We start from the raw sequence: 20,871 nt of genomic DNA, 5'->3' as shown, positions 1-20,871 counted from the left end.
AATAAATATCAGATACAAAACCGGCCCCTCAGGGCCGGTGGAAACTCAGTTGTTGTACAGATCGATGATCGCACTGACTGCCTGGGTCTTGACCTTCGAGGCATCGTTGCGCGCCTGCTCGATCTTGTTCAGGTAAGCCTCGTCGACGTCACCGGTCACGTACTTGCCGTCGAACACTGCGCAATCGAAGTGCTCGATCTTGATCTTGCCGCCGCCGACCGCTTCGATCAAGTCAGGCAGGTCCTGATAGATCAGCCAGTCTGCACCGATCAGGTCGGCCACGTCCTGAGTCGAACGGTTGTGCGCGATCAGTTCGTGGGCGCTCGGCATGTCGATACCGTACACGTTCGGGAAGCGCACCGCAGGTGCCGCCGAGCAGAAGTAGACGTTTTTCGCGCCAGCTTCGCGGGCCATCTGGATGATCTGCTTGCAGGTGGTGCCGCGCACGATCGAGTCATCGACCAGCATGACGTTCTTGCCACGGAATTCCAGCTCGATGGCATTGAGCTTCTGGCGTACCGACTTCTTGCGCGCAGCCTGGCCCGGCATGATGAAGGTGCGACCGATGTAACGGTTCTTGACGAAACCTTCGCGGAATTTCACGCCCAGGTGATTGGCCAGCTCCAGCGCTGCGGTACGGCTGGTGTCCGGAATCGGGATGACCACGTCGATATCGTGCTCAGGGCGCTCGCGCAGGATCTTCTCGGCAAGCTTCTCGCCCATGCGCAGACGCGCCTTGTAAACCGACACGCCGTCGATGATCGAGTCCGGACGCGCCAGGTAGACGTGTTCGAAAATGCACGGGGTCAGCGACGGGTTGGTTGCGCACTGACGGGTGTGCAGCTTGCCGTCTTCAGTGATGTAGACCGCTTCACCCGGGGCCAGGTCGCGAATCAGGGTAAAACCGAGCACGTCCAGCGAAACGCTTTCCGAGGCGATCATGTACTCGACGCCTTCGTCGGTGTGTCGCTGGCCAAACACGATCGGGCGGATGCCGTGCGGATCGCGGAAACCGACGATGCCGTAACCGGTGACCATCGCCACAACGGCGTAACCACCAACGCAACGGTTGTGCACGTCGGTCACGGCGGCGAACACGTCTTCTTCGGTCGGCTGCAGCTTGCCGCGCTGGGCCAGCTCGTGGGCGAATATGTTGAGCAGCACTTCCGAATCGGAACTGGTGTTGACGTGACGCAGATCGGATTCGTAAATCTCTTTGGCCAACTGTTCAACGTTGGTCAGGTTACCGTTATGCGCCAGTGTGATGCCGTACGGCGAGTTGACGTAGAACGGCTGGGCTTCGGCCGACGTCGAGCTGCCGGCAGTCGGGTAACGGACGTGGCCGATACCCATGTGGCCGACCAGACGCTGCATGTGACGCTGCTGGAACACGTCACGCACCAGGCCATTATCCTTGCGCAGGAACAACCGGCCATCATGGCTGGTCACGATACCGGCAGCGTCCTGGCCGCGGTGCTGGAGCACGGTTAGCGCGTCATACAGCGCCTGATTGACGTTCGACTTACCGACGATACCGACGATGCCACACATGCGACGCAACCCCTACTTAATGGATCTGAACTGAACAGCACTCACTGAGGCGTTTTCGCCGTCGGCAAGAGCTGCTCCTTGAACGGAATCTCAGCGGGTACGCTGATTCCGCTGGCAAGCCACTGACTGCTCCACCCCAGTATCAGGTTTTTGGACCAGTCGGCGACCAATAGAAACTTGGGCACGAGCTGTGATTCTTTCCACCAGCCGTCCTGCTGTACCGGCCCCAGGCTCAACAGCCCGACCGCCACGACCACCAGCAACACGCCACGCGCTGCGCCGAAGGCCATGCCGAGGAATCGATCGGTCCCGGACAACCCGGTGACGCGAACCAACTCGCCGATAAGATAATTGATCATTGCGCCCACGATCAGTGTGGCGACAAACATGATGGCACAGCCCGCGATCACGCGAGCCGATGGGGTTTCGATGTATCCGGCGAGGTACTCGGACAGTGAGCCACCAAACATCCAGGCAACCGCTCCTGCGATGATCCAGGTCAGCAGCGATAAAGCTTCCTTTACGAAGCCGCGGCTCAGACTGATCAAAGCGGAGATGGCGATGATTGCAACGATCGCCCAGTCAACCCAGGTAAATGGCACAGTGCAGCCTACAGACGGATAAGGCGGCGCATTTTAGCAGAGCGCATGGCTGTCGGTAAGCTGCGATTGTCAGTGCTTTTCAATCGAGGTGATAGATTTCAGCCACGTTCAGGCTGAAAACGGACAACGAAGCCCTTGAGGTTCTGCTGACGACTCAGCAGATCGCGCAGACGATCGGCTTCGGCACGCTCGATCAGCGGACCGACGAACACCCGATTCTTGCCATCGGCAGAACGAATGTAGGCGTTATAACCCTGGCTGCGCAGGTTCTTCTGCAGGCTCTCGGCGCTGGCGCGGCTCGACAGACTGGCCAGTTGCACCGACCAGCTCACCGACAGACCGTTGGCATCGACGCGGCTCTGCGTGGTGTCAGGCTTGCTGGTTGCGGATGTGATCGGCTGAGCCGGCGCCGGAATCGGCTTGGCCACCGGTGGCGGCGTTGCCGGACGGGCTATCTGCGCAGGGATGGTCGGTGCTGGCGCAGCCGGTGCAGCCGGGGCCGCAGGCACCGCTTCTTCAGCGACTTCTTCGTCAGTCGGCACAGGCTCTTGCGGCAAGGCTTGCGGCTCGGGCACAGCCACCGGGTCAATTTGCACCTGCGGCATGGCCGAAGGCTGAGGCGCAGCCGGGGCCTCGACGGTCACCTGACGCTGCTCGTCCTGACGGGAAAACAGCATCGGCAGGAAGATCACCGCCAGCGCCACCAGCACCAGCGCGCCAACCATGCGCTGCTTGTACGCTTTATCCAGCAAAGCCATTTGCCGCTTCCTCCGTGGAGCGCCGGGCCAGCCATTCAAGGGCCTCGGCGACACAATAAAATGATCCGAACAAGAGAATCTCGTCGTCGCTGGTTGCTATAGCGCACTGCCCTTCCAGAGCGGCCGCAACGCTGGCATAGGACGTTACTGAAGCACCAAGGTTCTGCAGCGCTGCCTCAAGTTCAGCCCCCGGACGCGCGCGCGGCGAATCCAGCGGCGCGACAGCCCAATGCGCGACACTAGCATTCAATTCGCCAACAACACCATTCAGATCCTTGTCCGCCAGCAACCCGAACACCGCCAGACGCTTGCCAACCGGCGGCCGCGCGGCCAGACGCCGGGCGAGATATTCAGCGGCATGCGGATTGTGACCAACATCAAGCAACAGGTTCAGGCGCTTGCCATTCCATTCGAATGACCGACGATCGAGGCGCCCAACCACGCGCGTCGCCTGCAACGCCGCGACAATCTGTTCGGCATTCCACGGCAAACCTGTCAGCAGATAAGCTTGCAGCGCCAGCGCGGCGTTTTCCATCGGCAGATCGAGCAGCGGCAAGTCGCGCAACTCGACCACTTGGCCTAGGGCATCGGTGCCGCGCCACTGCCAATGCTGCTCGGTGAAGCCAAGATCGAAATCGCGTCCACGCAGGAAGAACGGGCAAGCCAGTTCGTGCGCCTTGTCGAGCAGTGGTTGCGGAGGATTCAGGTCGCCACACAGAGCAGGCTTGCCCTGGCGGAAAATTCCGGCCTTCTCGAAGGCCACGGATTCGCGGGTATCGCCCAGATAATCGGCGTGATCGACGCCAATGCTGGTGACCAGCGCAATATCGGCATCGACCACATTGACGGTATCCAGACGCCCGCCCAACCCGACCTCAAGCACCACAGCGTCAAGCGCCGCCTGCTGGAACAGCCAGAACGCTGCCAGAGTGCCCATTTCGAAGTAAGTCAGGGAAGTCTCGCCGCGGCCCGCCTCGACCGCAGCAAAGGCTTCGCACAGCTGCGCGTCAGTGGCTTCGACGCCGTTGAGCTGCACCCGCTCGTTATAACGCAGCAGGTGCGGAGAATTGTAGACGCCAACGCTCAGGCCCTGCGCACGCAGCAAAGAAGCCACGAACGCGCAGGTCGAACCCTTGCCGTTGGTGCCGGTGACCGTGATCACCCGAGGCGCCGGCTGGCCCAGCCCCATGCGGGACGCTACCTGTTGCGAACGCTCCAGGCCCATGTCGATGGCCGACGGATGCAACTGCTCAAGGTAGGCGAGCCATTCACCAAGGGTGCGCTGGGTCATACGTTGGCAGGCACCGGCGGCACCACGATCGGTTCGATCGGCGCGGCGACGAACTTCGGCGTCGGCTTGCCGGTCATCTGTGCCAGCAGGTTACCCAGACGCGGACGCAGTTCCTGACGGTGGATGATCATGTCGATCGCGCCGTGCTCCAGCAGGAATTCGCTGCGCTGGAAGCCTTCCGGCAGTTTCTCGCGCACGGTCTGCTCGATCACCCGCGGACCGGCGAAGCCGATCAGGGCTTTCGGCTCGCCGACGATGACGTCGCCAAGCATCGCCAGACTGGCGGAAACGCCGCCGTAGACCGGGTCGGTCAGTACGGAGATGAACGGAATGCCTTCTTCACGCAGACGCGCCAGCACGGCCGAAGTCTTGGCCATCTGCATCAGCGAGATCAGCGCTTCCTGCATGCGTGCACCACCGGAGGCGGCGAAGCAGATCATCGGGCAGCGGTTTTCCAGTGCGTAGTTGGCAGCGCGAACGAAGCGCTCACCGACGATGGCGCCCATGGAACCGCCCATGAAGTTGAATTCGAATGCCGAAACCACTACCGGCATGCCCAGCAAGGTACCGCTGACCGAGATCAGCGCATCTTTCTCGCCGGTCTGCTTCTGCGCAGCGACCAAGCGGTCCTTGTACTTCTTGCCGTCGCGGAATTTCAGACGGTCAACCGGCTCCAGGTCAGCACCCAGTTCGTTGCGGCCTTCCGGGTCGAGGAAAATGTCGATGCGGGCACGTGCGCCGATGCGCATGTGATGGTTGCACTTGGGGCAAACGTCCAGGGTCTTTTCCAGCTCCGGACGGTACAACACCGCCTCGCAGGACGGGCATTTGTGCCACAGACCTTCAGGCACCGAGCTCTTCTTGACCTCCGAGCGCATGATCGAAGGGATCAGTTTGTCTACTAACCAGTTGCTCATGCTTTCTTTCTCCAGTACCGGCGGCCCGAACGCTCTGGTTCGCAGCCCCGCGTATGCCCTTGAGCTAAATTCATGTGTGTGGCGATGGTTGCCGAACAGTGGCGGTCAGCGCGGAACATGACCTGCGACGATTCAGCAACCCTCAGCCGCGCCTGCTTTGTGCAAGTGCATTGATGGACGGCGGCAGACTGCCAGCCGTCACATCGACGATGTATTGCCGCGCACCGCGTTGATGAATGCGCGAATCTTGTGGTGATCCTTGATGCCTTTGCTCGCTTCTACCCCGCCGCTGACATCCACCGCGTAGGGCTTGACCCGTGCTACCGCGTCGGCAACGTTCTCCGGCGTCAGGCCGCCGGCCAGAATCAGCGGTTTGCTCAAGTGTTGCGGAATCAGTGACCAGTCAAACGCCTCGCCGGTTCCACCGGGCACCCCTTCGACATAGGTGTCGAGCAGTACGCCACTGGCGCCGGGAAAGGCATCGCAGGCAGCAGCAATGTCATCACCCGCCTTGACCCGCAGCGCTTTGATGTACGGACGATGCCAGCCTTCACACTCCTCCGCACCTTCGTCGCCATGGAACTGCAAAAGATCCAGCGGCACCGCATCAAGGATTTCTCCCAGCTCGCAACGGCTGGCATTGACGAACAGCCCCACGGTGGTAACGAACGGCGGCAGCGCCTTGATGATCGCCCGCGCCTGCTGCACGTTCACCGCTCGCGGACTCTTGGCGTAAAACACCAGGCCGATCGCGTCAGCACCGGCTTCGACGGCGGCCAGCGCATCTTCGATGCGGGTAATGCCGCAGATCTTGCTGCGAACGGCTGACATGTCAGGAAAACCTCAAGGCAAAATCCGAAAACGTCCCGGATGGTAACAAAAGCGTTCGAGGGCGTCAGCCGTCAAGTTCGGAGAAACCCGTAAGGAAATGTGGCCCGATAAAGCGCTCGGGCAACGGAAATTCGTCGTGGTACTCGACCTGCACCAGATACAACCCGTAGGGATGCGCCGTGACCCCGCCGGAGCGACGCTCGCGACTTTCCAGCACTTCCTTCATCCACTCCACCGGACGCTCACCGGCACCGATGGTCATCAGCACACCAGCGATATTGCGCACCATGTGATGCAGGAAGGCATTGGCCCGAATGTCGAGCACGATCATCTTGCCGTGACGGGTCACGCGCAGGTGATGCATCTTCTTGATCGGCGACTTTGCCTGGCACTGACCGGCCCGGAACGCACTGAAGTCGTGAGTACCAATCAGGTACTGCGCGGCCTCGGCCATGCGCTCGGCGTCGAGCGGACGGTGATTCCAGGTGATTTCTTCATTGAGGTGCGCCGGGCGGATCTGATCGTTGTAGATCACATAGCGATAACGCCGGGCAATGGCTTTGAAGCGCGCATGAAAATGCGCCGGCATGACCCTGGCCCAACTGACGCTGATGTCGTGGGGCAGATTGATGTTGGCGCCCATGACCCAGGCTTTCAGCGAGCGATCAACCTGGGTGTCAAAGTGCACCACTTGGCCGCAGGCATGCACGCCGGCATCGGTACGCCCGGCGCATTGCAGGGAAACCGGCGAATTGGCGACTTTCGACAGGGCTTTTTCAAGCTCTTCCTGCACAGTCGCCACTCCGGTCAGCTGCCGTTGCCAGCCGCTGTAGCGCGAGCCTTTGTACTCAACGCCCAGCGCGACGCGGTAAAAGCCGTCGGGCGCCATTTCGGCGACCGGGTTATCTATGTTTGCCAAGGTGGGACAGCCTGCTGATTTGCAAAGGCGGGCATTATAAGGCGGTGGGCTGGGGATGCCAGAGTTCTCTATCGGCAGTACCGCCCCCTTCGCGAGCAGGCTCGCTCCCACATTTGCAATGCGCCCCCCTGTGGGAGCGAGCCTGCTCGCGAAAGCAATCGATCAAACACCGCCGAATCCGGCACAAACAAAAACGGCAGCCCCACCGGGCTGCCGCTTGTTGTTTACCGCTGAACTTACGCCAGGTTGGAAAGCATTTCCTTGGCCTCGCCCCGCTGCTTCTCGTCACCCTCGGTCAACACTTCGTTGAGGATGTCACGCGCACCGTCAGCGTCGCCCATGTCGATGTAAGCCTGGGCCAGATCGAGTTTGGTCGCTGCTTCGTCGGTGCCGGCGAGAAAGTCGAAATCGTCTTCGCCCAGATCATCGCCCAACGCAGCGTCCGCTTCGGTGAAGCTCGGCTCGGCCATGCTTTGCGACAGGCGATCCAGCTCGGCATTGACGTCGTCGAGCTCGGCCGCGAAAGCATCCGGCTCGGCGGCTGGGTTGGTGTCCATTTCGTCGGCCAGCGACAGGTCGAAATCGGCTGGCAGCTCCAGGTCGTCCTGCGGCACGTCAGCAACTACCGGCGTCTCGACCGGTGGCAAGTCCTTCACGCCGTCGTCCAGATCCAGCAGGAAGTCATCTTCAGCCAACGTGGCCGGCGATGGTTCGGCGCCCAGATCCATGTCCAGATCGAAGTCCGACAGATCGTCGAGATTGTCTTTCATCTCGGTCTGCTCTTGCAGCACCGAAGCGAAGCTCAGATCGTCTTCGGCCGGAAACGCGTCGAGCTCGACAGGCGCTTCTGGCTCGACCGCTGGCGCAGGATCGACCGGGGTGATGTTGTCGAGGTCGTCCAGGCTCAAATCGAACGCGGTGTCGAGATCGTCAGCGGCAGCCTCGGGCGCTTGCGGCTCGTCTTGCAGCAATTCCTTGACGTACTGCGCGTCCAGTTCGGCAGCGACGGCGGCAGCTGCCAGCCCACCGGCAGCGACCACAGCCATGGCCGGGAAGCGGCTTTTCAGCGCTTCGACCTTGGCGAAGTTATCGCCATTGGCCACCAGTTGACGCTCTTGCGCAACGAACGCATCGCGGTCGCCCTGCTGACCGTAGACTTCCATCAGCTTCAGGCGCAGATCGCTGCGTTCCGGCTCAAGGCTGACGCCCTCTTCCAGCAGCGCAGCGGCCTGATTAAGGCGGCCGGCATTGATGTGCGATTGCGCTTTGTCGAGCACATCATCAGAGCGTTCGCCGGCCGGGGCCACCAGTGGTGCGGCAATCGGCGCAGCCATCACCACCGGAGTGACGACCGGTGCAGGGGCTGGCGCAGGTGCCGGAGCTGGCGTGTTGAGCTTGACGCTGGCTGCCGGGGTTTCCAGGCCGGAGAAGCTGCTTTCCGGCAGATCCTGCTCAGCGGAGAACTCTTGCTCTTCAGCCAGAGCGCGGGCCATGCGCAGGTGCTTTTCGGCTTCCTGCTGGGCTTTGCGACGGCGTGCCAGCAGCAACAGCAGAAGCAGCAGAACAATCGCACCGCCGCCGATCAGGCCGAGCAGGATCGGATTGGTCAGCAGCTCATTGAAGGCTTTGTCGTCATCGGCGGCAGCAGGCGGCGTAGTTTCGACCACCGGCTCGACGACTGGCTCAACCGGGGTTTCCGCTGGCGGCGCGATGGCCGACTCTGGAGTCGGTGAAGCCGCTGCGGCGTCGGCCGGGGTGGCTGGCGGTGTTGCGGCCAGTTCGGCAGTGATCGCCGGCACCGGCGGCACAGCAGCAGTGGCGCCAGGCGCAGCGCCGGCGCCGTCGGCCTGCATCTTCGCCAGTTGATTGTTCTTCAGCTCGATCAGCTTTTGCAGCTTGTCCAACTGGCTCTGCAGATCAGCCATGCGGCTTTTCAGTTCCTCGTTGTCACGACGGGTCGTGTCGAGGTTTTCCTGAGTGATTGCCAGTTTGTTGCTCAGCGCCTTGGCGTCGCCCGCCGGGCCTTTCGCACCGGGCTTGGCGCTTTCCGCCGAGACCAGGCTCAGATTGTCCTGGGTGTTGGCCGCTGCACCGGTATTGCCACGGCCACGATTGGTCGCATCCAGCTGCTGTTGACCGGTGCCAGGCTTGCCCACATAACGCCGGCCCTGACGCCAGGCTTCGTTCTGCGCCGCCACTTCAGCGATGGCAGCCGACTGCGGCAGCGCTGTGCTTTGTACCGGGTCAGGCAGACGCAGCACCTGGCCGGTTTTCAGACGGTTGATGTTGCCGTCGATAAAGGCATTCGGATTGAGCGCCTGAATCGCCAGCATGGTCTGCTGCACCGAGCCACCGTTGCGCGCCTTCGCGGCGATTTCCCACAGGGTGTCGCGCGGCGTGGTGGTGTATTGATTGCGATGGGTGGCGCCAGTGGTTGGCGCGGTGATGGTCTGCGACGGCGCCGGTTGCGCGGCGGCGTCTGCGGTCTGCGGCGAGAATTTCGACGGATCGAGCAGCACGCTGTAATCACGCAACAAGCGGCCATTGGGCCACATCACCTGCACGAGGAACTTCACCATCGGTTCCGACAGCGGTTGGCTCGAGGTCACGCGCAACACGCTTTTGCCGTTGGCGTTGAGCACCGGGGTGAACGTCAGGTCATTGAGAAAAGCCTGACGGTCGACGCCGGCCTTGGCGAAATCTTCAGGGGAAGCCAGGCTCGGCACCACTTCGGCAGCGGTGAGATCCTTGACGTCGAGCAGCTCGATTTCAGCCACCAACGGCTGGTTCAGGGTCGACTTCAGGGTCAGCTCCCCGAGCCCGAGGGCATGCGCCATACCGGAGGACAGCGCCGAGGCGGCCGCTATTGCTAACACCAGTTTGCGAACTTGAACCATAGCCTCATCCTTTGTTTGAACGTTCCTCGGCCAGCGAGAAGCTTTTGAATACCGCTGCCGTAAGGCATTGCGCGCGACGACGGGGGTCGCCGCGCGCGATCATTTCGGTGCTGCCCCGGAAAGTCCCGGAGGGTGACTCGTCATCGACGCGCTTCGGGCAAGCATAGCGCTCACCTAGAATCAGTCGACAAATTGTTGCCAAGTATCTTTTACAGCAGGTCTTTTATCAACAACTCAGCCAGTTGCACGGCGTTGAGCGCCGCGCCTTTGCGTACGTTATCTGACGTCAGCCAAAGATTTAGTTCCGCCGGGTCGTCGACGCCCGTGCGCACGCGGCCTACGTAGACCACGTCCTGCCCCACCGCATCGCCGACCGCGGTCGGATAATCACCGGCCTCGACCAGCTCGATGCCCGGTGCAGCCTCAAGCGCTGCGTTGACCTTTTCCAGGTCAACAGCGCTGCCTGACTGCAAGGTCACGCTAAAGCTATCGCCAAAAAACACCGGGGCTTGAACGCAAGTGGCAGAAATCTTCAATAAAGGTTTTGCCAGAACCTGGCGCAGCTCTCGAACCAATCGTTTTTCCAGCAGCGTGTGGCCCTGCGCATCAGGCGTACCGACTTGTGCCAGCAGGTTGAACGCCATCTGCCGATCAAAGAACGTCGGCTCCAGCGGGCGCATGTTGAGCAGCTCGGCGGTCTGCCGCGCGAGCTCGGTGACTGCCTCGCGGCCTTGTGCCGAAACGGCCAGATTGGCGGTGACGTTGACGTATTGCAGATCGAGCAGATCGAGCAACGGCGCCAGCACCACCGCAAGCGTCGTCGCAGACGGGCTTGGGCTGCTGACCTGGAATGGGCTTTTCAGACTGGCGAGAATATCGGCATTGGCCTCGGGCACCACTTGTGGCGCCTGATCGGTGGGCAAGGCGCCGGACAAGTCGATCAACGAGCAACCGGCAGCATGGGCGCGAGCGGCGTAGCTCAGCGACACAGCAGCGCCGGCGGCGAAGAACACCAGTCTGACCTTGCTGAAATCGAACTCGTCGACCTCGCGCACGCGTACGTTTTTGTTGCGGAAAAGCACCGAGCTGCCGGCCGATTCACTGCTGGCCAGCAGGTGCAGGTTGCCGACCGGGAAGTCGCGTTCTTCGAGAATCTGTACGAGGGTTTCGCCGACAGTACCGGTGGCGCCGATAACGGCGATATCGAAAGTCTGGGTCATGGAGCTACCTCTGGCAAAACGGGGGGAGCGGCACTTTACCGGGTGGGTGGCGCGCAGGCAATTTCTGCAGGATTTGCGGCGGCTGGACCGGCCCTTTCGCGAGCAGGCTCGCTCCCACAGGGACCGCATTTCAATGTGGGAGCGAGCCTGCTCGCGAAAAAGGCAGTACAGACACCGGAGAAATCCTTGGCATAAAAAAACCCGCACCTCTCACAAGGCACGGGCTTCTTCAATGCTTCAAGCGATCAACGCTCCAGCAGGATCCGCAGCATGCGGCGCAGCGGTTCGGCCGCGCCCCACAGCAGTTGGTCGCCGACGGTGAAGGCGCCGACGAATTGCGAACCCATGTTCAGCTTGCGCAGACGACCGACCGGTACATTCAGGGTGCCGGTGACCTTGGTCGGGCTCAGCTCCTGCATGCTGATCTCGCGGTTGTTCGGTACCAGCTTGACCCAAGGGTTGTGCTGGCTGATCAGCCCTTCGATATCGGCGATCGGTACGTCTTTGTTCAGCTTGATGGTCAGCGCCTGGCTGTGGCAGCGCATGGCGCCGATGCGCACGCAGATGCCGTCGACCGGGATCGGGCTCTTGAAGCGACCGAGGATCTTGTTGGTCTCGGCCTGGGCCTTCCACTCTTCGCGGCTCTGGCCGTTCGGCAGTTCCTTGTCGATCCACGGGATCAGGCTGCCGGCCAGCGGTACGCCGAAGTTTTCGGTCGGGTACGCGTCGCTGCGCATGGCTTCGGCCACGCGACGGTCGATGTCGAGGATCGCGCTGGCCGGATCGGCCAGTTGATCGGCGACAGCGGCGTGGGTCGCGCCCATCTGCTTGATCAGTTCACGCATGTTCTGCGCGCCGGCACCGGAGGCCGCCTGATAGGTCATGGCGCTCATCCACTCGACCAGACCGGCCTCGAACAGACCGCCCAGACCCATCAGCATCAGGCTGACGGTGCAGTTGCCGCCAATGTAGTTCTTGGTGCCCGCGTCCAGCTGCTGGTCGATGACCTTGCGGTTGACCGGGTCGAGAATGATCACCGCGTCATCGTTCATGCGCAGGCTCGACGCCGCGTCGATCCAGTAACCCTGCCAGCCGGCTTCGCGCAGCTTGGGGAATACTTCGCTGGTGTAGTCGCCGCCCTGGCAGGTCAGGATCACGTCGAGGGTCTTCAGCTCGTCAATGCTGTAAGCGTCCTTGAGCGGAGCAATGTCCTTGCCCACGGACGGGCCTTGGCCACCGACATTGGACGTGGTGAAAAACACCGGCTCGATAAGATCGAAATCCTGCTCTTCCAGCATCCGCTGCATGAGCACGGAACCGACCATCCCGCGCCAACCGATCAGACCTACACGTTTCATCGCAACTACACCTTCTTGAAAAGTGGGCCGCTGCTTTGTATTGAATTTCGCAGCGGGCCCGAGAGATTACAGATTCCGCAGCGCGGCGACTACTGCGTCGCCCATTTCCTGCGTACCGACTTTGGTACAACCGGCCGAGTGGATGTCGCCGGTGCGCAAGCCCTGATCGAGCACGACACTGACGGCTTTTTCGATGGCATCGGCAGCGTCGTGCAGATTGAAGCTGTAACGCAGCATCATCGATACCGACAGGATCGTCGCCAGCGGGTTGGCAATGCCTTTACCGGCAATGTCCGGGGCCGAACCGTGGCACGGCTCGTACATGCCCTTGTTATTGGAGTCCAGGGAGGCCGAAGGCAGCATGCCGATCGAGCCGGTGAGCATCGACGCTTCGTCGGAGAGGATGTCGCCGAACATGTTGTCGGTGACGATCACGTCGAACTGCTTGGGTGCGCGCACCAACTGCATGGCGGCGTTATCGACGTACATGTGGCTCAGTTCGACTTCCGGGTAATCCTTGGCCACTTGCTCGACCACTTCGCGCCACAACTGGCTGGATGCCAGGACGTTGGCCTTGTCCACCGAGCAGAGCTTCTTGCCACGAACCATGGCCATGTCGAAACCGACACGGGCGATGCGGCGGATTTCGCTTTCGCTGTACGGCAGCGTGTCGTAGGACTGACGCTCGCCGTTGTCCAGCGTACGGGTGCCACGCGGCGCGCCGAAGTAAATGCCGCCGGTCAGCTCACGGACAATGAGAATGTCCAGGCCGGCAACGATTTCCGGTTTCAGGCTCGACGCGTCGGCCAGTTGCGGATAGAGGATCGCCGGGCGCAGGTTGCCGAACAGGCCCAGTTGCGCGCGGATTTTCAGCAGACCGCGCTCAGGGCGAATGTCACGCTCGATGGTGTCCCATTTCGGGCCACCGACCGCGCCCAGCAGCACGGCGTCGGCGGCGCGGGCGCGATCGAGGGTTTCGTCGGCCAGCGGCACGCCATGCTTGTCGATGGCCGCGCCGCCAATCACGTCGTGGCTCAGCTCGAAGCCCAGGCTGTACTTGTCATTGGCCAATTCCAGCACCTTGACCGCTTCGGCCATGATTTCCGGACCAATACCGTCACCCGGGAGAATCAGAATTTGCTTGCTCATGCTTTCCTCGTGTCTTCAAGCGGTGCGCCAGTGAACGGCGCGCCGGGAAAAATTCCTATCGCTCGGCCATCAGCACGATCACATCGGTACTGAACGAGCCGTCGGCATCTATCTCAAAATACTCACGCACTTCGTTGCCCATCGACTGCTGCAACTGGCGGATCGCCGCGCGCATCACGTCAGGTGTGCGCATGCGCTCGACCCAACTGCTGTACTCCAGACGCAGGCGCTGACGGGTGGTGCTGCGCACATGCAGACCGGCCTCGCTGACCTGGCGCAGCCACTCGGCGGCGGAGTAGTCGCGGACATGGCTGGTGTCGCGCAGCACTTCGACGCTTTGCAGGTAAGTGTCGAACAACGCACTGCCCGGTGACAACACGTCAACGAAAGCCGCCACCCCGCCCGGCTTCAGCACCCGGCGCACTTCGCGCAAGGCCAGACCGAGGTCGCTCCAGTGATGCGCCGAATAGCGGCTGAACACAAAATCGAACTCGCCATCGGCGAACGGCAAGCGCTCGGCAGCACCGTTGACGGTAATGATATTGCTCAAGCCGCGATCGACGGCAGCGCCGGCAACCACATCAAGCATTTGCTGCGACATGTCGTAAGCCACCACCTCCTTGACCAATGGAGCGACATGGAAACTGACATGGCCTGCGCCGCAACCCAAGTCCAGCAAACGAGCCTCGCCCTGCCCGGCCAGCTCAGCCTGTAGCAATGCGAATTCGGTGCCTTGAGCGTGAACGGCGCTGCTCAGGTAGGCGGCGGCCTGTTCACCGAATTGCTTTTGTACGACCTGAGTGTGTTGGGCGGTGCTGGTCATGGGTCACATCCTGTAAGCAGTGTTGTTTGAAATACATTCCCTGTGGGAGCGAGCCTGCTCGCGAAGAGGCCCGCCCTGACTACATCAATCCCGAATCAAGCGTCGCGAAACAACCACGGCTGACTAACCCGATGCTTGGCTTCAAACGTCGCGATCGCATCGCCGTCCTGCAAGGTCAGGCCGATATCGTCCAGACCATTGAGCAGGCAGTGCTTGCGGAACGCATCGATCTCGAAGCTGTACACCTTGCCATCCGGGCGGGTCACGGTCTGCGCCTGCAAGTCGATCTGCAATTGATAACCCGGCTCGGCTTCAACTTGTTTAAACAGTTCATCAACTTCTGCATCGCTGAGAATGATCGGCAGCAGGCCGTTCTTGAAACTGTTGTTGAAGAAGATGTCGGCGTAACTCGGCGCGATGATGCTGCGGAAACCGTACTCTTCCAGCGCCCACGGCGCGTGTTCACGGCTCGAGCCGCAGCCGAAGTTCTCGCGGGCGAGCAATACGCTGGCACCCTGATAACGCTCGGCGTTGAGGACGAAATCCTTGTTCAACGGGCGCTTGGAGTTGTCCTGGTACGGCTGGCCGACATCCAGATAACGCCACTCGTCGAACAGGTTCGGACCGAAACCGGTGCGCTTGATCGACTTCAAGAACTGCTTGGGAATGATCTGATCGGTGTCGACGTTGGCACGATCCAGAGGCGCGACAAGACCAGTGTGCTGAGTAAATGCCTTCATCTTTACTGTGCTCCTTGGATCAATTCACGAACATCGATGAAACGGCCGTTCACCGCTGCTGCCGCCGCCATGGCCGGGCTGACCAAGTGGGTACGGCCACCGGCGCCCTGACGGCCTTCGAAATTACGGTTGGAAGTCGAGGCGCAATGCTCGCCGGACTCCAAACGGTCCGGGTTCATCGCCAGGCACATGGAGCAACCCGGCTCGCGCCATTCGAAACCGGCCTCGAGGAAAATCTTGTCCAGCCCCTCGGCTTCAGCCTGCGCCTTGACCAGACCCGAGCCCGGCACGACGATTGCCTGCTTGATGGTCGAGGCGACCTTGCGGCCCTTGGCGATGACCGCAGCGGCGCGCAAGTCTTCGATGCGCGAGTTGGTGCAGGAACCGATGAATACGCGATCAAGCTGAATGTCGGTGATCGCCTGATTGGCGGTCAGACCCATGTATTTCAAGGCGCGAACGATCGAGTCACGTTTGACCAGATCCATTTCCTTGGCCGGGTCCGGCACGTTCTGATCAATAGCCAAAACCATCTCAGGCGAAGTGCCCCAGCTGACTTGCGGCTTGATCTGCGCGGCGTCCAACTCGACCACGGTGTCGAATTTGGCATCGGCGTCGGAGACCAGGTCTTTCCAGGCTTCGACGGCCATGTCCCACTGCTCGCCCTTCGGCGCGAATGGACGACCTTTGACGTAGTCGATGGTCTTCTGATCCGCCGCCACCAGGCCCACGCGGGCGCCGGCTTCGATGGACATGTTGCAGATGGTCATGCGGCCTTCGACGGACAGATCGCGGATCGCGCTGCCGGCAAACTCGATGGCATGGCCGTTACCGCCGGCGGTGCCGATCTTGCCGATCACCGCAAGGACAATGTCCTTGGCGGTCACGCCGAACGGCAATTGGCCTTCGACGCGCACCAGCATGTTTTTCATTTTTTTGGCGACCAGGCACTGGGTGGCGAGCACGTGCTCGACCTCAGATGTACCGATACCGTGGGCCAATGCCCCGAATGCGCCGTGGGTCGAAGTGTGCGAGTCACCGCAGACCACGGTCATGCCCGGCAAGGTCGCGCCCTGCTCCGGGCTGATCACGTGAACGATGCCCTGACGCACGTCGTTCATCTTGAATTCGACGATGCCGTATTCATCGCAGTTGTCATCGAGGGTCTGTACCTGCAAACGCGAGACCTGGTCGGCAATGGCTTCGATCCCGCCCTTGCGCTCCGGAGTGGTCGGTACGTTGTGGTCCGGGGTCGCGATGTTGGCATCGATGCGCCAAGGCTTGCGCCCGGCCAGACGCAAGCCTTCGAAAGCTTGCGGCGAAGTCACTTCGTGGATGATGTGACGATCGATGTAGATCAGCGCCGAGCCATCGTCGCGCTGCTTGACCAAATGCGAATCCCAGAGCTTGTCGTAGAGCGTTTTGCCGGCCATCAGACGGTTCCTCATCAGCTTGTTTCTATGCCCTGGGCTCATCAATAACCCTTTGGCTTGTGAGGCCGATCCTATGGGGTTAGATTAAATAACTCAAATTCATATTTTTTATGCTTTGGATAACCAACTGGAATGCGACATGGATCTGGCTAACCTGAATGCTTTTATTGCCATCGCCGAGACCGGCAGCTTCTCCGGCGCCGGCGAACGCCTTCATCTGACCCAACCGGCGATCAGCAAGCGCATCGCCGGGCTTGAGCAGCAATTGAAGGTACGCCTGTTTGATCGACTGGGTCGCGAAGTCGGTCTGACCGAGGCGGGTCGCGCCCTGCTGCCAAGGGCTTATCAAATTCTCAACGTGCTCGACGACACCCGCCGTGCCCTGACCAACCTGACCGGCGAGGTCAGCGGTCGCCTGACGCTGGCCACCAGTCACCACATCGGCCTGCACCGCTTGCCGCCTCTATTAAGGGAGTTCACCCGCCGCTACCCACAGGTTGCGCTGGATATTCAGTTCCTTGATTCGGAAGTGGCCTACGAGGAAATTCTCCACGGCCGCGCAGAACTGGCGGTCATCACCCTCGCGCCAGAGCCGCATACCCTGGTCAAAGCTACGCCGGTATGGGACGACCCGCTGGATTTCGTCGTCGCCCCGGAGCATTCGCTGATCAACAACGGTGTCGTCAGTCTGGCGGACATCGCCGGCCATCCGGCGGTTTTCCCCGGCGGCAACACGTTTACCCACCACATCGTCCAGCGTTTGTTCGAAGCTCAGGGCCTGACGCCGAACATCGCCATGAGCACCAACTATCTGGAAACCATCAAGATGATGGTCTCCATCGGCCTGGCCTGGAGCGTGCTGCCGCGCACCATGCTCGACGAACAAGTGGCAAGCATCGCATTGCCGGGCATACAGCTCACTCGCCAGCTAGGCTATATCTTGCACACCGAACGGACGCTATCGAATGCAGCACGCGCCTTCATGGCCCTGCTGGATGCACAAATCGATCGGCCAGGGATCCCGGCCTGACTTGTGCTACTCCTATAGAGCCGCTCCTGTGCCTAACGCCACTCAGCTCAAGGCCCGCTGACAATGCCGAAATCTGTTGACCGAATTCCGCCGATGCCGCGAATCCAGGCTGTTGATCCGCGCCATTCCGAGCAGAGCTGGGAAAGCGCGCCGCAATTGCTCGCCGCGCTCAACGGCGCGCGGCTCGGTGCCTGGTATTGGGACATCGAACGTGGGCAGATCAGCTGGTCACGGGGCACTCAGGCATTGTTCGGTTTCGATCCACGGCAGCCATTACCTGCCGACCTGGAATACCTCGACCTGTTGCCGCCGGAAGACCGCGCGAAAACCGTGCGCGCCTTCCACGCGGTGATCGCCGGCGCCCCGCTGGAGCAGGCGATGCATCACCGTATTCGCTGGCCCGACGGCAGCCTGCACTGGCTGGAGATCAGCGGCAGCCTGCTGCCAGACAAGAACGGCCGGCCCCGAATGATCGGGGTGATTCGCGAAATCACCCACCAACGCCAGCGCGAGCAGGCCCTGAGCAGCTCGGAGAAACGTTTCGCGACACTTTTCCACCTGTGCCCGAACATGGTTCTGCTGACCCGTCAGGATGACGGTCTGATCAGCGAGGCCAACCAGTATTTCGAAAGCCTGTTCGGCTGGCCGGTGCAAAGCGCAATCGGCCGCACCACCCTGGAACTGGGCTTGTGGGTGCATCCCGAGCAACGCGCCGAACTGGTGAAGAAAACCAAAGCCAAGGGCGAGCTGATCAGCATGGAAGTGCAGTTCCGCGCCAGCAATGGCCAGGTGCACGACGGCATCCTCAGCGCGCAGAAGGTCGAGCTCGAAGGCCAGCCCTATCTGCTCAGCACCTTCCTCGACACCACCGAACGCAAAGCCGCCGAACTGGCCTTGAAGGACAGCCAGGAACGCCTCGACCTGGCGCTGGACTCGGCGCAACTCGGCACCTGGGACTGGCACATCCCCAGCGGCATGCTCTACGGATCGGCGCGCGCTGCGCAATTGCACGGGCTGGAGCCGATTCCATTCCATGAATCATTCGAGGAGTTTTTCGAAGGCGTGCCGGGCGAGGAGCGCGACAGCATGCGCGACGCCTACCGCAGCCTGCGCGAAGGCCCGGCCGGCAATTATCAACTGACCTATCGCGTGCAATTGCCCGACGGCAGCTCGCGCTATCTGGAAAGCCGCGCGCGTCTCTATCGCGACGACAACGGCGCGCCGCTGCGCATGGCCGGCACGTTGCTGGACATCACCGATCAGGTCGAGCGCGAGCAGCGGCTGGTAGCCTCGGAAGAGAAATTCGCCACGCTGTTTCAGGTCAGCCCCGATCCGATCTGCGTGACGCGCCAGGAAACCGGGGAGTTCATCGAGATCAATTCGAGCTTCAGCCAGACTTTTGGCTGGAGTGCCGCCGATGTGATTGGCCACACCGCCGAGGAAATCGGCCTGTGGGACGCCTCGGCAAAGAGCCTGCAACGCATCGAACGGGTGATTCGCGAACAGGGCCTGAGCAACGTGGCCATTCTCGTCCAGCACAAGGACGGCCAGTCGCTGACCTGCGTGATTTCCAGCCGGCAGATCAGCGTCGGCGATCAGCCGTGCATCGTCACCACCCTGCGCGACATTACTCAGCAACAGCGCTCGGAAGCGGCGCTGAAGGCCAGCGAAGAAAAGTTCGCCAAGGCGTTTCACTCAAGTCCAGACGCGATCACCATCACCGAGCGCGACACCGGGCGTTATCTGGAGGTCAACGACGGTTTCTGTCGCCTCACCGGCTACCGCGCCGACGAAGTGGTGGGCAAAACCGTTTATCAGGTGGGGATCTGGGCCGAAGAGAAACAGCGCTCGACCTTACTCGCCGAGTTGCAGATCAAGGGCCGCGTGCATCATCAGGAAATGCTCGGGCGCAACAAGCGCGGCGAGTTGCTCACGGTGGAAGTTTCGGTCGAGCCGATCACCCTCAATGAAACCGCCTGCCTGCTGCTGACCGCGCGCGACGTCAGCCTGTTGAAGAACGCCGAAGCGCAGATTCGTCACCTGGCCTATCACGACCCGCTGACCAACCTGCCCAACCGCGCCTTGCTGATGGATCGCCTGAGTCAGCAGATCGCCCTGCTCAAGCGCCACAATCTGCGCGGCGCCTTGCTGTTTCTCGACCTCGACCACTTCAAGCACATCAACGATTCCCTCGGTCACCCGGTCGGCGACACCGTGCTGAAAATCATCACCGCGCGGCTCGAAGCCAGCGTGCGCATGGAAGACACGGTAGCGCGCCTCGGTGGCGATGAGTTCGTGGTGTTGCTCAGCGGCCTCGAAGGTTCGCGCAGTGAAGTCAGCGAACAAGTGCGCGCGCTGGCCGACACCATTCGCGAATTGCTTTCGGAGCCGATGTTCCTCGATGGCCAGCGCCTGCAAGTGACGCCGAGCATTGGCGTGGCGCTGATTCCCGATCACGGCTCGACCCCGACCGACCTGCTCAAACGCGCCGACATCGCCCTGTACCGGGCCAAGGATTCCGGGCGCAACACCACGCAGATGTATCACAACACCATGCAGAAAGCGGCCAGCGAACGCCTGCGCATGGAGACCGACCTGCGTCTTGCGCTATCGCGCGGCGAGTTCAACGTGCACTTTCAGCCGCAAGTCGATGCCCGCGACAACCGCATCATCGGCGCCGAAGCCCTGGTGCGCTGGAACCATCCCGAACTGGGTGCGCAATCGCCTACCGAGTTCATCAAGGTGCTGGAAGATAGCGGCCTGATTCTCGAAGTCGGCACCTGGATCCTCGATGAAGCCTGTAACGCCTTCAAACAATTGATCGCGTTGAAACTCGTTGACCCGCTGAACTTCAGCCTGTGCGTGAACATCAGCCCGAGGCAGTTCCGCCAGAACGATTTCGTCGAACGCATCGAACACAGCATGACCAGCCACGGCCTGCCCTGCTCGCTGCTGAAACTGGAAATCACCGAAGGCATCGTCATTCAGAATCTGGAAGACACCATCAGCAAAATGCGCCGGCTGAAAAAGCTCGGCGTGAGCTTCGCCATGGACGATTTCGGCACCGGTTATTCATCGCTGACGTATTTGAAGCGGCTACCGGTAGACACCCTGAAGATCGACCAGTCGTTCATCCGCGATGCAACCACTGACTCCAATGTCGCGGAGATCATTCGCGCAATTGTCGCTATGGCCCGCAGCTTGGAATTGGAAGTGATTGCCGAGGGCGTGGAGACGCCCGCGCAACTGGCGTTTTTGCAGGGCCTGGAATGCCATTTGTATCAGGGCTATCTGCACAGCCGGCCGGTGGGGTTGGAGGATCTGAAAAAACTGCTGCCCTGAATCGGCGGTC

The 20,871-nt window shown here is 61.2% G+C and carries 16 protein-coding genes; 2 read left to right on the top strand and 14 right to left on the bottom strand.

Features of this window, described 5'->3' with window-relative positions:
- Positions 1-45: 45 nt before the first annotated feature.
- The 14 genes from purF to leuC all read right to left on the bottom strand — a co-directional run bounded on the left by purF (position 46) and on the right by leuC (position 16,489).
- A complete protein-coding gene (gene purF, locus AC0Z5Z_RS12185; protein ID WP_485611150.1) occupies positions 46-1,551 on the bottom strand; it encodes an amidophosphoribosyltransferase in 1,506 nt (501 codons plus the stop codon).
- A 41-nt stretch (positions 1,552-1,592) separates the two neighbouring features.
- The gene (locus tag AC0Z5Z_RS12180; protein ID WP_016773942.1) at positions 1,593-2,153 is read right to left on the bottom strand and encodes a CvpA family protein; all 561 of its coding nucleotides are present in this window, start codon (positions 2,151-2,153) and stop codon (positions 1,593-1,595) included.
- A gap of 98 nt (positions 2,154-2,251) precedes the next feature.
- Entirely contained in the window at positions 2,252-2,911 is a 660-nt protein-coding gene (locus AC0Z5Z_RS12175; protein WP_041478538.1) for an SPOR domain-containing protein, read from the bottom strand.
- The gene (folC, locus tag AC0Z5Z_RS12170; protein ID WP_485611149.1) at positions 2,895-4,202 is read right to left on the bottom strand and encodes a bifunctional tetrahydrofolate synthase/dihydrofolate synthase; all 1,308 of its coding nucleotides are present in this window, start codon (positions 4,200-4,202) and stop codon (positions 2,895-2,897) included. The genes AC0Z5Z_RS12175 and folC overlap by 17 nt, the downstream gene beginning before the upstream one ends.
- Positions 4,199-5,119 (bottom strand): acetyl-CoA carboxylase, carboxyltransferase subunit beta, encoded by a 921-nt coding sequence (accD, locus tag AC0Z5Z_RS12165; RefSeq protein ID WP_016773939.1) that lies wholly within the window; start codon positions 5,117-5,119, stop codon positions 4,199-4,201. Before accD ends, folC begins: the two co-directional genes overlap by 4 nt.
- A 198-nt stretch (positions 5,120-5,317) precedes the next feature.
- Positions 5,318-5,950 (bottom strand): phosphoribosylanthranilate isomerase, encoded by a 633-nt coding sequence (locus AC0Z5Z_RS12160; protein ID WP_150741437.1) that lies wholly within the window; start codon positions 5,948-5,950, stop codon positions 5,318-5,320.
- Between the two features lie 64 nt (positions 5,951-6,014).
- Positions 6,015-6,839 carry a tRNA pseudouridine(38-40) synthase TruA gene (gene truA / locus AC0Z5Z_RS12155; protein WP_016773937.1) on the bottom strand — a complete coding sequence of 275 codons (825 nt, stop codon included), beginning with the start codon at positions 6,837-6,839 and terminating at the stop codon, positions 6,015-6,017.
- Positions 6,840-7,105: 266 nt separating this feature from the next.
- Positions 7,106-9,766 (bottom strand): motility hub landmark protein FimV, encoded by a 2,661-nt coding sequence (locus AC0Z5Z_RS12150; protein ID WP_150635753.1) that lies wholly within the window; start codon positions 9,764-9,766, stop codon positions 7,106-7,108.
- A gap of 209 nt (positions 9,767-9,975) precedes the next feature.
- Positions 9,976-10,986, bottom strand: coding sequence for an aspartate-semialdehyde dehydrogenase (locus AC0Z5Z_RS12145; RefSeq protein WP_150635754.1), 1,011 nt, complete (start codon positions 10,984-10,986; stop codon positions 9,976-9,978).
- Between the two features lie 245 nt (positions 10,987-11,231).
- A complete protein-coding gene (gene asd / locus AC0Z5Z_RS12140; protein ID WP_016773934.1) occupies positions 11,232-12,344 on the bottom strand; it encodes an aspartate-semialdehyde dehydrogenase in 1,113 nt (370 codons plus the stop codon).
- 66 nt (positions 12,345-12,410) lie between these two features.
- Positions 12,411-13,493: a 3-isopropylmalate dehydrogenase gene (leuB, locus tag AC0Z5Z_RS12135; protein WP_016773933.1), complete on the bottom strand. Its 1,083-nt coding sequence runs from the start codon at positions 13,491-13,493 to the stop codon at positions 12,411-12,413.
- Between the two features lie 55 nt (positions 13,494-13,548).
- Complete coding sequence (locus AC0Z5Z_RS12130; protein WP_485611148.1) at positions 13,549-14,316, bottom strand: class I SAM-dependent methyltransferase; 768 nt, start codon at positions 14,314-14,316, stop codon at positions 13,549-13,551.
- Positions 14,317-14,411: 95 nt separating this feature from the next.
- Positions 14,412-15,056, bottom strand: a complete 645-nt coding sequence (leuD, locus tag AC0Z5Z_RS12125) for a 3-isopropylmalate dehydratase small subunit (protein WP_024012386.1) — start codon at positions 15,054-15,056, stop codon at positions 14,412-14,414.
- A 2-nt stretch (positions 15,057-15,058) separates the two neighbouring features.
- Entirely contained in the window at positions 15,059-16,489 is a 1,431-nt protein-coding gene (leuC, locus tag AC0Z5Z_RS12120; protein WP_485611147.1) for a 3-isopropylmalate dehydratase large subunit, read from the bottom strand.
- A 139-nt stretch (positions 16,490-16,628) separates the two neighbouring features.
- Here leuC and AC0Z5Z_RS12115 point away from each other — a divergent pair, with 139 nt between their 5' ends.
- Together AC0Z5Z_RS12115 and AC0Z5Z_RS12110 are read left to right on the top strand one after the other, a co-directional pair.
- Positions 16,629-17,519 carry a LysR family transcriptional regulator gene (locus tag AC0Z5Z_RS12115; protein WP_039762039.1) on the top strand — a complete coding sequence of 297 codons (891 nt, stop codon included), beginning with the start codon at positions 16,629-16,631 and terminating at the stop codon, positions 17,517-17,519.
- Between the two features lie 63 nt (positions 17,520-17,582).
- Complete coding sequence (locus AC0Z5Z_RS12110; RefSeq protein WP_071171649.1) at positions 17,583-20,861, top strand: PAS domain S-box protein; 3,279 nt, start codon at positions 17,583-17,585, stop codon at positions 20,859-20,861.
- Positions 20,862-20,871: the final 10 nt, after the last annotated feature.

The sequence above is a fragment of the Pseudomonas sp. 1L-E-NC-VB-C3 genome, from assembly GCF_057291535.1.
The sequence above is the reverse complement of the archived record's forward strand: the minus strand, read 5'-3'. Positions and strand labels throughout refer to the sequence as shown.